Annotated in this window: 14 protein-coding genes; 6 read left to right on the top strand and 8 right to left on the bottom strand. The window is 74.2% G+C overall.

Features of this window, described 5'->3' with window-relative positions; all coding sequences use genetic code 11:
* Positions 1-14: 14 nt before the first annotated feature.
* The 6 genes from F7P10_RS43485 to F7P10_RS26800 form a co-directional block, all read right to left on the bottom strand.
* On the bottom strand, positions 15-644 hold the full coding sequence (locus F7P10_RS43485) for a family 1 glycosylhydrolase (protein ID WP_218040149.1): 630 nt from the start codon (positions 642-644) through the stop codon (positions 15-17).
* Positions 645-695: 51 nt separating this feature from the next.
* Positions 696-1,154 (bottom strand): family 1 glycosylhydrolase, encoded by a 459-nt coding sequence (locus tag F7P10_RS43490; protein WP_218040150.1) that lies wholly within the window; start codon positions 1,152-1,154, stop codon positions 696-698.
* A 178-nt stretch (positions 1,155-1,332) separates the two neighbouring features.
* On the bottom strand, positions 1,333-1,800 hold the full coding sequence (locus tag F7P10_RS42710) for an FAD-dependent monooxygenase (RefSeq protein WP_176611672.1): 468 nt from the start codon (positions 1,798-1,800) through the stop codon (positions 1,333-1,335).
* Positions 1,797-2,345: a hypothetical protein gene (locus F7P10_RS42715; RefSeq protein WP_176611673.1), complete on the bottom strand. Its 549-nt coding sequence runs from the start codon at positions 2,343-2,345 to the stop codon at positions 1,797-1,799. Before F7P10_RS42715 ends, F7P10_RS42710 begins: the two co-directional genes overlap by 4 nt.
* Positions 2,345-4,555 carry an MMPL family transporter gene (locus F7P10_RS26795; RefSeq protein WP_151013318.1) on the bottom strand — a complete coding sequence of 737 codons (2,211 nt, stop codon included), beginning with the start codon at positions 4,553-4,555 and terminating at the stop codon, positions 2,345-2,347. Before F7P10_RS26795 ends, F7P10_RS42715 begins: the two co-directional genes overlap by 1 nt.
* 7 nt (positions 4,556-4,562) lie before the next feature.
* The gene (locus F7P10_RS26800) at positions 4,563-5,267 is read right to left on the bottom strand and encodes a VOC family protein (protein WP_151013320.1); all 705 of its coding nucleotides are present in this window, start codon (positions 5,265-5,267) and stop codon (positions 4,563-4,565) included.
* A gap of 69 nt (positions 5,268-5,336) precedes the next feature.
* Between F7P10_RS26800 and F7P10_RS26805 the strand changes: the two genes are divergently transcribed.
* Entirely contained in the window at positions 5,337-5,804 is a 468-nt protein-coding gene (locus tag F7P10_RS26805) for a MarR family transcriptional regulator (RefSeq protein ID WP_151013322.1), read from the top strand.
* A gap of 15 nt (positions 5,805-5,819) precedes the next feature.
* Here F7P10_RS26805 and F7P10_RS26810 read toward each other — a convergent pair whose 3' ends face one another.
* Together F7P10_RS26810 and F7P10_RS26815 are read right to left on the bottom strand one after the other, a co-directional pair.
* On the bottom strand, positions 5,820-6,272 hold the full coding sequence (locus F7P10_RS26810) for a hypothetical protein (protein WP_151013324.1): 453 nt from the start codon (positions 6,270-6,272) through the stop codon (positions 5,820-5,822).
* Between the two features lie 39 nt (positions 6,273-6,311).
* Positions 6,312-6,878 (bottom strand): hypothetical protein, encoded by a 567-nt coding sequence (locus tag F7P10_RS26815; protein ID WP_218040151.1) that lies wholly within the window; start codon positions 6,876-6,878, stop codon positions 6,312-6,314.
* Between the two features lie 323 nt (positions 6,879-7,201).
* Here F7P10_RS26815 and F7P10_RS26820 point away from each other — a divergent pair, with 323 nt between their 5' ends.
* The 5 genes from F7P10_RS26820 (at position 7,202) to F7P10_RS26840 (ending at position 13,409) form a co-directional block, all read left to right on the top strand.
* Positions 7,202-8,794, top strand: coding sequence for an MFS transporter (locus tag F7P10_RS26820; protein WP_218040152.1), 1,593 nt, complete (start codon positions 7,202-7,204; stop codon positions 8,792-8,794).
* 11 nt (positions 8,795-8,805) lie between these two features.
* Positions 8,806-9,366 (top strand): TetR/AcrR family transcriptional regulator, encoded by a 561-nt coding sequence (locus F7P10_RS26825; RefSeq protein ID WP_254716036.1) that lies wholly within the window; start codon positions 8,806-8,808, stop codon positions 9,364-9,366.
* Positions 9,367-9,801: 435 nt separating this feature from the next.
* Positions 9,802-11,394, top strand: coding sequence for an AMP-binding protein (locus F7P10_RS26830; RefSeq protein ID WP_151013327.1), 1,593 nt, complete (start codon positions 9,802-9,804; stop codon positions 11,392-11,394).
* Positions 11,391-12,620: an acyl-CoA dehydrogenase family protein gene (locus tag F7P10_RS26835; protein ID WP_151013329.1), complete on the top strand. Its 1,230-nt coding sequence runs from the start codon at positions 11,391-11,393 to the stop codon at positions 12,618-12,620. Before F7P10_RS26830 ends, F7P10_RS26835 begins: the two co-directional genes overlap by 4 nt.
* Before the next feature lie 24 nt (positions 12,621-12,644).
* Positions 12,645-13,409 carry an enoyl-CoA hydratase/isomerase family protein gene (locus F7P10_RS26840; RefSeq protein ID WP_151013331.1) on the top strand — a complete coding sequence of 255 codons (765 nt, stop codon included), beginning with the start codon at positions 12,645-12,647 and terminating at the stop codon, positions 13,407-13,409.

Consider the following 13,409-nt stretch of genomic DNA (forward strand, 5'->3'; position numbering starts at 1 on the left):
CCGGCCCCCTCCGGCTACGGCAGCGTGCCCGTGCGGGCGACCTCGCCGAGCCAGCGCGCGCTCGGCTTCACGGTGCGGGCGAGCGTGTCCCGGTCGACCGAGACGAGCCCGAACGTGTGCGCGTACGTCCCCCACTCGTAGTTGTCGAGCAGCGACCAGTGCAGGTACCCGCGGACGTCGGCGCCGTCACCCATCGCCGCCCGCAGGCCCTCGAGGGCGCCCCGCGTGTACTCCACGCGCTCGCCGTCGTCCGCGGTCGCGATGCCGTTCTCCGTCACGAGGATCGGCACCCCGGGGACCCGCTCCGCCGTGTACCGCACCGCGTTGCCGAGCGCCGCCGGGTAGAACTCCCAGCCGGTCTGCGTGCGCCGCGCGTCCGCGGGCTCGGGAAGCGCCCCGTCCGCGCCGATCCGCACCCGCGTGTACGCCTGCACGCCGACGAAGTCGTCGTCGCGCGCCGCGTCGAGGAACCGGTCCTCGCGCGACCACGCCCACTGGTCCCGCTCGGCCTCCGCGCCGCCGGCCGCCTCGAAGTTCTGGTTCGCGACCGTCCAGCCGGACCGCACGTCCGTCCCGAGTTCCGCGCGTGCTGCGCGGTGCGCGTCCGTCAGCGCGTCGGCGACGGCCGGGTCGGGAGGCGGCATGGCGCCCGGCGACGTTCTCGCTGCGCTCCCGCGCCGCCACCATGTTCGCCATCATCGCGAGCATGTTCGGCTCGTTGATCGTGCAGACCCACGGCACCCCGTCCAGGATCGGCCGCCCGCCCGCACGTACCGCCGGAACCGCTCGACCGCGCCGTCGCCCGTCCAGCCCCCGGCCTTCGAGAACCACAGCGGGCTCGTGAAGTGGTGCAGCGTCACGACGGGGGTCAGGCCCCGCGCCAGGCACCCCTCGACGAGGCGGCGGTAGTGTGCCAGCGCGGCCCGCGATACATGCCCCTCGACGGGTTCGATCCGCGCCCATTCGAGGCCGAACCGGTAGGCGTTCAGGCCCAGGTCGCGGACGATGTCGAGGTCGTCCGGCCAGCGGTGGTAGGAGTCGCACGCGTCCCCGCTGCGCTCCGGCAGGAAGCCGTCCGGCCGGTTCTCCAGCGCCCAGAAGTCGCTCGCGACGTTGTTCCCCTCCGTCTGGTGGGGGCTCGTCGCCGCCCCCACAGGAACCCGTCCGGAAAGCCCACGTTTCGTCCTCCTCGCGCAGCGTTGCCGAACAAAACTTACCATGTGGTTAGTTTTGCCCTCGGGTCTGGTCTCGCGCGCGAAGTGCGCGCGCGGCGCTTGACGCGGCGCCCGCCCGCCGGCCCGGCGCCGCGTCACCCGCCGTGTCGCCGCCGCGTCATCCGGGGGCGAGGGACAGCATCCGGTCGCGGACCCGCTCGCGGCGGGTCGTGGCGACGCGCAGGGCGGCGGCCGAGGCCCAGCGGATCCCCTGCGCCGGAAGCAGCCGCCCGCGCTCGTAGCGGCGCAGCGCCGCGGGCACGGGCAGGTCCCGGAGCGCCGTGCCCAGCACGACCGCGTCCACCAGGGCCTCGCCCGCCCCCCGGCCGAGGCTCGGTGACATGGCGTGCGCCGCGTCCCCGACGAGGACGGCCCGGCCGCGCACCAGCCGTCCCGGCCAGCGGGCCGCCCACAGGTCGTTGACCAACGTCAGCCCGGGGTCGGCGGCGGCGAGCACCCGGCGCACCGGCGCGGGATGCGCCGCGAACCGTTCGCGGGCCGCCGCCAGCGCCCCGGCCGGGTCGGCGAACCGCCGCTCCGGGACCGTGACGAACCAGTTCGTGCCCCCGCCCGGCCGGGGCGTCATCCCGAACAGCGCGTCCGGCCCCCAGTACTCCTCGAGCGCGTCCGGCGCCGCGGATCGTCGACCACGCCGCGGACGGCGGTCGCGCCCAGCCGCCGGGGAGCGCCCGCCCGTCCCCACCGGGCGCGCCGCACCGTGCTGTGCACGCCGTCCGCGCCGACGACGAGTGCCCCCGGGAGCGCGTCCGGATCGTCGACCCGTTCGCGGTGGACGATCACGTTCGCCGGGAGCCCGCCCCGGAGCAGCTCCACGAGGTCGGTCCGGGACACGAGCCACACGTCCCGGTCCTCCAGCCCCGCCAGCACCGTGCCGGAGCGGTCGTGGAACCGCGCCGAGTCCAGGTGCCGCCCCAGCGCCCGGACCGGTGCGGCGAGGCCGAGCGTGTCGAGGGCCCGCATCGCGGGCGGCCACAACCCGAAGACGGTCGGCACCGCCCGGGCGTCCCACGCCGACTCGTACAGGTGCACCCGCCGGTCCGCGGGCAGCAGGCGCGCCAGGGCGAGGCCCGCCACCCCCGCCCCGACGACGTTGATGTCGGTCTCGGGCATCAGCGGTCTCCCGCCGGGGCGGGAACGGGGTCCGCGCCGCGCTCGCCGTCCGGCGGCGGCCCGGCGGGCGGCCCCGCGATCCGCTCCAGCCGCCGGCCCTCGACATCCAGGTCGGGAAGCAGCCGCCCCAGCCACCCGGGCAGCCACCACGCGCGGTCGCCGAACAGGGCGAGGACGGCCGGGACGAGCGTCATCCGGACGACGAAGGCGTCCACGGCCACGGCCGTCGCGAGGGCGACGCCCATCTGGATGATGTCGCTGGAGTCGCCGAGCACGAAGCCGCCGAACACGCTGACCATGATGACCGCCGCCGCGGCGACCACCCGCGCGCCGTGCCGGAACCCGGCGCGCACCGCCCGCACCGCGGGCGTCCCGTGGACGTACTCCTCGCGCATCCGGGTCACCAGGAAGACCTCGTAGTCCATGGCCAGGCCGAACACGACACCGATGATGAGGATCGGCAGCGTGCTGATCACGGTGCCGGTCGGCGGCACGCCGATCGGTTCGAGCCACCCCCACTGGAAGATCGCCACGAGCGTCCCGAAGGTCGCGCCGAGGCTCAGCAGGAACCCGAGCGTCGCCTTCAGCGGGACGATCACGGACCGGAAGACCGCCATCAGCAGCAGGAAGGACAGCCCGATGACGATCGGGAGGTACAGGACGAGCGCGTCGCGCATCCGGTCGTTGAAGTCGATCAGGACCGCGGTGCCGCCGCTGACGGCCATGCCCGCGCCGGCCCGGTCCGCGACGGGACGCACGTCGGCGCGGATCGTCTCGACGAGTTCGGTGGTCCGCGCGCTGTCCGGCCCGCCCGCCGGGATCACGCCGAGGACGGCCGTGTCCCCGGCCTCGTTGAACTGCGCGGGGGCCGCGTCGACGACGCCGGGCGTCGCCGCCAGCGCCCGCCGGACGGCGTCCGCGGCGCCCCGCGGGTCGGGGCTGCCGGCCGCGTCGACCACGACGAGCAGCGGACCGTTGTGGCCCGGCCCGAACCCCTCGGCGATCGCGTCGTACGCCTGCCGCTGGGTGGTCTCCTCCGGGTAGGTCCCGTGGTCGGGGAACCCGAGCCGCAGCGCGGCCACCGGGCTCGTCACGACGCCGAGGGCGAGAACGGCCAGGGCGAGCGTGGCGCGGGGCCTGCGGGTGACGAGCGCGGCCCACCGCCCGCCGAGGCCCGGCCGGGACGGACCGTCCGCCCGGGGCGCCCGCCGCCGGTCGAGGACGCGGGGCCCGGCGAAACCGAGCAGGGCGGGCAGGAGGGTGAGGGCGACGAGGACCGCGATCACGACGGTCGCGGCGGCGGCGAGACCCATCTCGGCGAGCAGCCCGATGCCGACGACCGAGAGCCCGGCCAGCGCGATGACGACGGTGAGCCCGGCGAACAGGACCGACGACCCGGCCGTCCCGACCGCCACCCCGGCCGCGTCGTCGGGGGCGCGCCCGGCGGCGAGCTCCTCCCGGTAGCGGGACATGATGAACAGGGCGTAGTCGATGCCGACGGCCAGGCCCAGCATCAGCGCCAGGATCGGGGTGGTGGCGCCGAGGTCGATGAAGCCGGTGGCCGCGGTGATCCCGGCGACGCCGACGATCACGCCGGTGATCCCGGTGAGCAGCGGCATCCCGGCGGCCAGGAGGGAACCGAGGGTCAGCACCAGGACGACCGCGGCGACGACCAGGCCCGCGAGTTCGCCGCCGACCGCCCACTCGGGTTCCAGCGCGTCGCCGCCCAGCTCGACGGTCAGGCCCGCCCGCTCGCCCGCGCGCGCCGCCTCGTGCAGCGCCTCCTTCGATTCCTCAGCCATCTCCGGGAACCCGACCTCGTAGGACACCTCGGCGAGCGCCATCGTCCGGTCCGGCGAGAGCAGGCCTGCCTCGAACGGGCCGATCACCTCCTGGACCTGCGCGCCGGTGGCGAGGTCCCGCAGGATGCCCTCGATCGCCCGCCGGTCGCCGTCGACGGGCGCGCCGTCGCGGGAGGCGAACACGATGCGCGCCGACGCGCCGTCCATCGGGGTGCCGGGGAAGCGCTCGTCCAGCAGGTCGAGGGCCTCCTGCGATTCGGTGCCGGGGAGGCTGAACGATGTCACGGCCGGGCCGGACAGGGTGGCGGCCGCCGTGCCGGCCGCCAGCGCGACGGCCAGCCAGAGCAGCGCGACGAGCCGGCGGCGGCGGTGGCCGAACCGGCCGAGCCGGTAGAGGAGGGTGGACATCGCGGCCTCAGGCCGTCCGGGCGGCGAGTTCGGCCAGGCCGGGCGCGCCGGACGGGGCGCGCAGCGCGATCTCCCCGCCGTCCCGGGCGGTCAGCCCGATGCCGCGCAGCCCGGCCGGGCCCTCGACGAACCGCAGCGGGAGCGCGGCGAACGTCTCGGCGCCCACGTGCTCCTCCACCTCCCGCGGGTCGCCGCCCAGTTCCAGCCACGCGATCTCGCGCAGCGGACGCTCGTGCTCGGCGGGCGGTGCGGGGCGGTCGTCCTCGCGGAAGTACCAGTTGGGGAGTCCGCGCGCCCAGGTCACCGAGGCGTCGCCCGGCGCCATGACGGTGGTCGAGGTCGAGCCGTCCGGCCGCCGCGCTCCGGGTGCCGTGACCACCTCGCCGCCGAGCCTGCGGGCGACGTCCTCGAGGTCCGCGCGGGTGCGGGCCCGCAGGTTCCAGGTCATCCAGTGGTCGCCGCGCCGGGTCGTCTCCTCGAACCAGTCGCGGAAGGCGTCCACGCCCGGGGGCAGTTCGGCGTGATGGTCGATGACGGACTCGACGTTGATGTACGCGCCGCCCGGAAGCGGGACGGTGCGGTGGGCGGTCGGCATGACGTCCAGCCAGCCGCCCTCGTGGCTACGCAGGCCGGTCTCGGCGCGCAGCCGCTCGGCGCTCGCGTAGAGGTGCCGGACGCCGAGCGTGACGTGGTCCAGGTCGTGGACGGGCATGGGTATCCTCCAGGGAAAGCGTTTGCTATCAAATAGATTTGAAAGCAAACCTAAAGCGAGGGAGGGGCGATGTCAACGGACGGGCGCACCGTCGACCAGAGCGTGCGCGAGATGATCCTGCTGATACCGCGGCTGATGGCGCGGGCCAAGCGGATGCCGATCCCGGAGCGGCTGCGCGACTTCGCGCTCACGCCCCGGCACCTGTCACTGCTGGCACTGCTGCTCTACGACGAGTCCGCCACGGTCAAGGAACTCGCCGGCCGGCTCGAACTCGCTTCCACGACCGTGAGCCTGATGGTCGCCGATCTCAGCCGCCAGGGCGTCCTGCTGCGCCGCGAGGACGAGCGCGACCGGCGCCGCACGATCGTGAGCATCGCCGACGCGCACCGTCCCGCGATCGAGAGCTGGCTGGGCGCGGGCGCCGCGGCCTGGCGCACGGCCTTCGAGCCGATGTCGCCGGCCGAACGGGACCTCGTCGTGGAGGCCCTGCTCACCTACGAGCGGGAGACGATGGCGGCGACCCGGCAGCCCGACTGAGCCCGACTCCGGCGGTCAGCCGTCCGCAAAGCGCGACCGTAGGCCGCCCCAGAGCACGGCGACGCCGCCGCCGATCGTCAGCAGCGTGCCGACGCCGACCACGGGCTCGGAGTGGGCGATCCAGTGGTCGCCCACCCGCGACGCGGCGACCCGCTGCGGATCGTTCCGCCCGTCGTGCTCGACGAACATCAGCCTGGTCCGCTGCCGCGGCCCGGTGCGCGGGGCGTCCTCGCGCCGGGCGCCCGGCGCGGCCTGCGGGGCGCGGTTCGCGGCCTCGTCGTTCGCGCGCACCTGCTCGGGAGCCTCTCCGGTGCAGTGCCAGACCGACCCGCCCTTCACCTGCACGGCACCGCAGTCGATCCGGGTGAACACGCGGGTCTCCCAGCCGAGCGTCCCGCTCCCCGCGGAGACGATGCCGACACCGATCGCACCCGTCGCCGCTCCGACCAGCACCAGCCCAACGCCCACGCACCGCTCCCGCCCTGTCCACGTTCCCCGGTCGTGCGCTCAAGGTAGCGCTCGGCGCCGGTGTTCGGGGTCGCGCGCCTTCCGGGTGCCGTCATCCTTCCGCAGGGACACCCGACCGATCGAGCCCGTCCGGTCGCCGCGTGCGCGCCGCGTCCGGTAGCCGCCCCACCCGACGGCGGCGGCGCCGCCGATCGTCAGCAGCACGCCGGTGCCGACCACGTTGCCGGAGTGGGCGATCCACCGGCCGCCCACCCGCGACGCCGTCACCCGCTCCGGATCGTTCCGCCCGTCGTGGTCGACGAAGGTCAGGCGGGTCCGCTGCCGTGGCTCCCTGCGCGGGACACCTTCACGATGGGCGCGCAGCGCGGCCAGCATGGCGCGTTCCGCGGCCTCGTCGTTCGCGCGGACCTGCTCGGGACTCTCTCCCTTGCAGTGCCAGACGGTGCCGCCCTCGTCGGCCCGGACGGAGACGCAGTCGATGCGCGTAAAGGTGCGCGTCTCCAGCCCGAACGCCCCGGTCCCCGCGGAGATCACCCCGACGCCGAGCGCCGCGACCGCCGCCCCGGCCGCCATCAGCCCGATGCCCGCGACCAGCTCGCTCATCATGCCCGCCCCTCCGCCGTACGGCCAGGGTAAACGGAGGCCCCGTTGGGATTGGCCGATGCCACGGGGCGCCCGAGCCCGGTGAGCCACCCCGCCACCCGGTCCATCGGTCGCGTTCGGGGTCGCAGAGCTTCCAGGCCCCGCCCTCTTTCCGCAGGTACAGCGTCGCGGGCTCCTGCGACGGGCGGGTCGGCCGCACCTGGGCCGTTCCCCGGCGATCCGGACACCGGACGTCTCGACCGGCGCGGGCTTTGCCGTCGGCGAAAACTTGAACTAACGTACAACTTGTACGAAAGTTCAACTATCTCGCCGGAGGGTGCGCGGGCATGACGGAGACGACGGGCATGACGCGGTCAGGACGTGCCGGACGGCGGGCATGGGGCGGCCTCGCGCTCCTGGCGCTGCCGACGATGCTGCTGGGGCTCGACGTCACGGCGCTGTACCTCGTCGTGCCGAACCTGGCCGAGGACCTGGAGCCGTCCGCGACCGAGACGCTGTGGATCATGGACGCCTACGGCTTCTTCATCGCCGGCTTCCTGATCACGATGGGGACGCTCGGCGACCGGATCGGCCGGCGGCGCCTGCTGATGGTGGGGACGGCCGCGTTCGGCGCGGTGTCGGTGCTCGCGGCGTTCGCCCCGAGCGCCGGGTGGCTGATCGTGGCGCGGGCGCTGCTCGGCGTCGCCGGGGCCACCCTGATGCCGTCGACGCTGTCGCTGATCGGCGACCTGTTCGCCGACGCCCGGCAGCGGGCGCTGGCGATCGGCGTCTGGGCCACGATGTTCGCGCTCGGGATGGCGGCCGGGCCGGTCGTGGGCGGCGTGCTGGTCGGCGAGCTCTGGTGGGGCGCGGTCTTCCTCGTCGCGGTGCCCGTCGCGGTCGCGGTCCTCGCGGCGGCGCCCGCGCTGCTCCCGGAGTCGCGGACCCGCGCCGGGCGGCTCGACCCGCCCAGCGTCGCGCTGTCCCTGGCCGGGATGCTGCCGATCGTCTACGCGATCAAGCACGCCGCCGACGGGATCGACGCCGTGGCCGTGGCCGCGGCGCTGCTCGGCGCCGCCGCGACCGCCGTCTTCGTGCGGCGCCAGCTCCGCCTGCCCGAGCCGCTCCTGGACGTCCGGCTGTTCGCGTCCCGGACGTTCTCGGCGGCGCTGGCCGTCCTGCTCGTGGGACTGGTCGGGTTCGGCGGGACGATGTACCTGGTCACCCAGTACCTGCAGCTCGTCGACGGGCTGTCCGCGGCGACGGCCGGGCTCTGGATGGGGCCGCCCGCCCTCGCCATGCTCGCGGGCGCCATCGGCGCGCCCCTGCTGGCCCGCCGCCTGCCGCCCGGCGTCCTCATGTCCGCGTCCCTGGGCCTGTCCCTGGCCGGGTACGTCCTGCTCGGCACCGCCGGGACCGGCGCCCGGACGAGCGTCGTGGCCGGGTTCGCGTTCGTCTACTTCGGGCTCGGGGTCATCGCCGCGCTCGGCACCGACATCGTCGTCGGCGCGGCGCCCGCGGGGAAGGCGGGATCGGCCGCCGCGCTCTCCGAAACGGTCCAGGAACTCGGCATCGCGGCCGGAGTCGCGCTCCTGGGCAGCCTCACCACGACGATCTACCGGACCACGCTCGGCACCCCGCCCGGGATGGAGCCGTCCGCCGCCGAGTCGTACGGCGACGGCCTCTCCGGCGCCGTGGCGGTGGCGGACCGGCTGCCGGACGGTGCGCTCGACCAGGCGCGGGCCGCGTTCACCGGCGGGCTCAACGTGTCCGCCGCCGTCGCCGGAACGGCCGTCGCGGCCGCCGCGCTGGTCTGCCTGCTCCACCTGCGCGGGCCGCGCGCCCTCGCCGGCGCCCCCGACCCCGCCGACCCCGCCGACCCCGCCGGTCCCGCCGCCGCGGACGGGGCCGATAGCCTCACCTCGCACGGGCGAGGATGAGAGACGGGGCAGTGACGACCGACGAGAGCATCGGCGACGGCCGCAAGGCCAGGGGAGAGCGCCGCCGGGCCGCGATCATCGAGGCGACGCTGGCGATCGTGCGCCGGGACGGCGCCACCGGCGTCACCCACCGGGCCGTCGCCCGCGAGGCGGGCATCACCACCAGCCTGACGCTCTACTACTTCGCCACGCTGGACGACCTGCTGGTGGCCGCCCTCACCAGCGTCACCGATGCCTACACCGAGCGCATCCGGCGACTCCACGACGCGGCCGATCCGCTCGGCGGGCTCGCGCTGCTCATCGCCGAGTCGGCCGGATCCGGCCGGGGCCGGGCCCTCGCCGAGCGCGAGCTGTCGACCCTCGCCGCGCGGCGGCCCGCGCTGCGGCCCGCCGCGCGGCGCTGGCGCGACCACGTCGCCGAACTCGCCCGGACGCGCACCGACGCCCCCGACGCCGTCGAGGCGTTCGTGGCGCTGACCGACGGCCTGTGCACGACGCTCCTCCTCGACGACGGCGACGCCGATCCCCGGCACATCGCCCGACTCCTCGAACAGGCCCTGCCCGGGCGATAGCCCCGGCCCCCCGTGCAGGGCCGCCCGTGCAGGGCCGTCCGAGTAGGGCCGCCCGTGCAGGGCCGCCCGTCCGCGGAACCCGGCGCGCGCGGGGCCGGTGACCTGGGGCGGAGCCCGTGGCCGGCGGCCGGTCCGCGGCGGTGACGGAAGCGGAACCCTTGCCCGGAGATGGGCTTATTTCGGGTATCAAACGGCGATTTTAAGGGTGGACCGAAATCGGCGTACCCGGAAGTTGTCGTGGCAGCACAGTCACCTGGAGTCCCAAGAGACCATTTTGTTCCGTTTTGGTCAGTCTTGCCGTATATCACATTGTATGTTCCGATATTTAGCGCACTGTCCAAATTTTGGCGGGTAGCAGGTCGACCGTCGGCACCGCACCGCACCGTCCCCACTCCCCTCACGACGCATGCCCCTCGAGCGACAGCGGAGGTCCGGATGCGCAAGGAGACGCTGGAGAGCTTCGTCCTCGGCGACGTTCTCCGGTCGCAGGCGCAGAGACATCGCAGGCAGACCTTTCTCAGATTCCGGGACGGCGACATCAGCTACGGCGAGGTCGACGAGGCCGCCGACCGCATGGCGCGGGCCCTGTCCGGCGCCGGGGTCGGACGCGGCGACCACGTCGGGCTGATGCTCCCGAACTGTCCCGACTTCGTCCCCCTCGTGTTCGCGCTGGCGCGGCTCGGCGCGGTCGCCGTGCCGATCAACGTCGACTACCGCGGTGAACTGCTCCGGCACGTGCTGACCGGCTCCGGCTCGCGCTGGCTGATCATCGACGGCCCGTACGCCGAACGGCTCCTCGAGCTGGCCGGACGGCTCCCGGAACTGGAGGGCGTGCTCGTCCGGGACGCGGCGGGGGCCGGGGTGCTGCTCGACCGGCTCGGGAAACCGGCGCGGGAGCTGGCGAGCCTGCCGGACGGCGGGGACGGGCCGGTCCACGTCCCGGTCGGGTTCGGCGACCTGCAGGCGATCATGTACACGTCCGGGACCACGGGCCCGTCCAAGGGCGCGATGGTGCCGCACGCGCTCGCGCTGACCTGCGCCCACGACTCGCTCGACTTCCTCGACCGCTGGGGCAAGACGGTCTACTGCCCGCTGCCGCTCTTCCACGCGGCGGCCCTGTGGGACGGGATGCTGTCGGCGCTGCTCGGCGGCGGGTCGATCGCGATCGTGGAGCGGTTCAGCGCGTCCCGCTTCTGGGACGACGTGCGCCGGTTCGACGCGCAGGTGTGCATGAGCGTGTTCTCGATGATCCCCATCCTGCTGAACCGGCCGCCGACGCCCCGCGACCGCGACCACCGGCTCGAGACCTTCTACATGGGCAAGTCGAACCTGGACGAGCCGCTGCGCGAGCGGTTCGGCGTCCGGTCGGTGGAGACGTACACGAGCACCGAGGCGGGCATCGCGACCGGCAGCCCGTACGGGGAGTGGCGGACGGGCTCGTGCGGCCGGGCGCACGACGAGCGGTTCCACGTCGCGGTCGTCGACGAGCAGGACCGCGAGGTCGGTCCGGGCGAGCCGGGCGAGCTGGTGCTGCGGCCGAAGCAGCCGTTCGTCCTCACGACCGGCTACTACGGCGACTGGGAGGCGACCACCCACTGCTTCCGGAACATGTGGTTCCACACCGGAGATCGGGTATGGCGCGATGAGGACGGCTACTACTTCTTCCTCGACCGGATGAAGGACGCCATCCGCCGGCGCGGCGAGAACATCTCGGCCTTCGACCTGGAGTGCGAGATCAACAGGCATCCGGCGGTGCTGGAGTGCGCCGCGATCGGAGTGCCCTCCGTACTGGAGGACGAGGAGATCAAGGTGTCGGTCGTCGTCCAGCCGGACCTCGGGCTCGACCCGGCCGAGCTGGTCGCGTACTGCGAGGAGCGGCTGCCGCGCTCGATGGTCCCCCGCTACGTCGAGTTCGTGGACGCGCTGCCGCGCACCCCCACCGACAAGGTCGCCAAGTACCGGCTGCGCGCCGAGGGCGAGGGCGGCCTGACCGCCACCACGTGGGACCGGGAGGCGGACGGCCGATGAACTGGGACGACACACCGGAGCAGGCGGCGTTCCGCGCGGAGGTGCGGGCGTTCGTCCGGGACCGGTTCCCGGCGGGGTACCGGCCGGCGCGGGACGAGGAGCAGAGCCTGGAGCCCGAGGACGTCGCGGGCTACAACTGGCCCGTCGACCGGGTCTCGGACGATCCGGCCAGGCGGGACGGCGCGCGCGCGTGGGCCGACGTCCTCGCGGAGCGCGGATGGATCGCACCGCACTGGCCGTCCGAATACGGGGGCGCGGGCCTGTCTCCCCTGGAGGAGTTCATCCTGTACGAGGAGATGATGCGCGCGCGCGTCCCGACCGTGAACGGCATCGGCGCATTCCTCCTCGGCCCGACGCTGCTCGTGCACGGGACGGACGAGCAGAAGGCCGCGCACCTGCCGCCCATCGCGCGCGGCGAGCGAACGTGGGCGCAGGGGTTCTCCGAGCCCGGCGCGGGGTCCGACCTCGCGTCCCTGCGCGCCCGCGCCGTCCGCGACGGCGACGACTACGTGCTGGACGGGCAGAAGGTGTGGACGTCGCTCGGCCAGTACGCCGACTGGCTGTTCGTCCTCGCCCGCACCGACCCGGACGCCGAACCGCGCCATCGCGGCATCACGTTCCTGCTGGTCGAGGCGGACGCGCCCGGCGTGACGATCCGTCCCATCACCGACATCCGGGGCGCCGCGCCGTTCTGCGAGATCTTCTTCGACGGCGTCCGGGTGCCGGTCGCGAACCGCGTCGGCGAGGAGAACCGCGGCTGGTACGTCGCGATGACCGCGCTCGGCTTCGAGCGGGCCGGGATCGGCGCGACGATCAAGTACGAGCAGGCCCTCGCCGGGCTGGCGGCGTACCTGCGGTCACCGGACGGCGCGCGGTTCGCCCGCGCGGACGCCGGCCTGCGGCGGGAGATCGCGCGGCGGCACACCGAGATCCGGGTGCTCTACAACCTCGCCCGCTACACCGTGTCGCGCCAGGCCACAGGAGAGGAACCGGGCTACGAGGCGTCCGTCAACCAGCTCTTCGGTGCAGAACTGCACCAGCGCCTCGCCCGCACCGGCGCGCGCGCGTTCGGACGGTACGCCGACCTCTGGGACCGCGACGACGCACCCATGAACGCTTACTTCACCCACATGGTCCGGGACTCGGTGGCTTCCACCTTCCTGGGCGGCACCACCGAGATCCAGCGGAACGTCATCGCGACCAGGGGGCTGAACCTGCCCCGCTGACTCCACCGGGAGGAGCAGAAACGCATGTCCGACAGCGGATACGGCGACTACGAGACCATCGACCTGAAACTCGACGAACGGGTGGCCTGGCTGACCCTGAACCGTCCCGACAAGCTCAACGCGCTCACGCCCACGACCATGCAGGAGCTGAGGGACGTCTTCACCCGCGTCGACGACGACGAGGACGTGTGCGTCGTCGTCCTGCGCGGCGCGGGCGAACGCGCGTTCTGCGCGGGCATGGACCTGGCGTGGTCCGAGAAGCTCACCCCGCGCGAGCGCGTCGAGCAGGGACGCCTCGGGGAGAAGACGTTCGCGATGATGGAGCGCACGTCCGTCCCGGTCGTCGCGGCCGTGCACGGCTACGCGGTCGGCGGCGGCCTGGAGCTGGCGCTCGCCGCCGACTTCATCGTCGCGTCCGGCAACGCCAAGATGGGGCTCGTCGAGATCACCCTGTCCGCCCGCGCCCCGTACCGGCCGAAGATGACCGAGGACGGCGACCCCGACCAGCCCGAGTTCGGCGGTTCGGCGCCCGGCTGGGGCGGCGTCAAGCGGCTCCCCGAACGGATCGGCAAGGCCCGGGCGAAGGAGCTGCTGTTCACCGGCGCCCGCATCGACGCGGAGCGCGCGCTGCGGCTCGGCCTCGTCAACGACGTGTACGAGTCCAGCGAGTTCGACGAGCGGGTCGGAGAGCTGGCCCGGCGCATCGCGGCGATGAACCGCTACAACCTGCGCCTCGTCAAGGAACTCGTCACCGGCGGCTACGACTGGATCGAACCCCACCCGAGCTAG

It is taken from the genome of Actinomadura sp. WMMB 499, from assembly GCF_008824145.1.
In the GTDB taxonomy this organism is placed as follows: Bacteria; Actinomycetota; Actinomycetes; order Streptosporangiales; family Streptosporangiaceae; genus Spirillospora.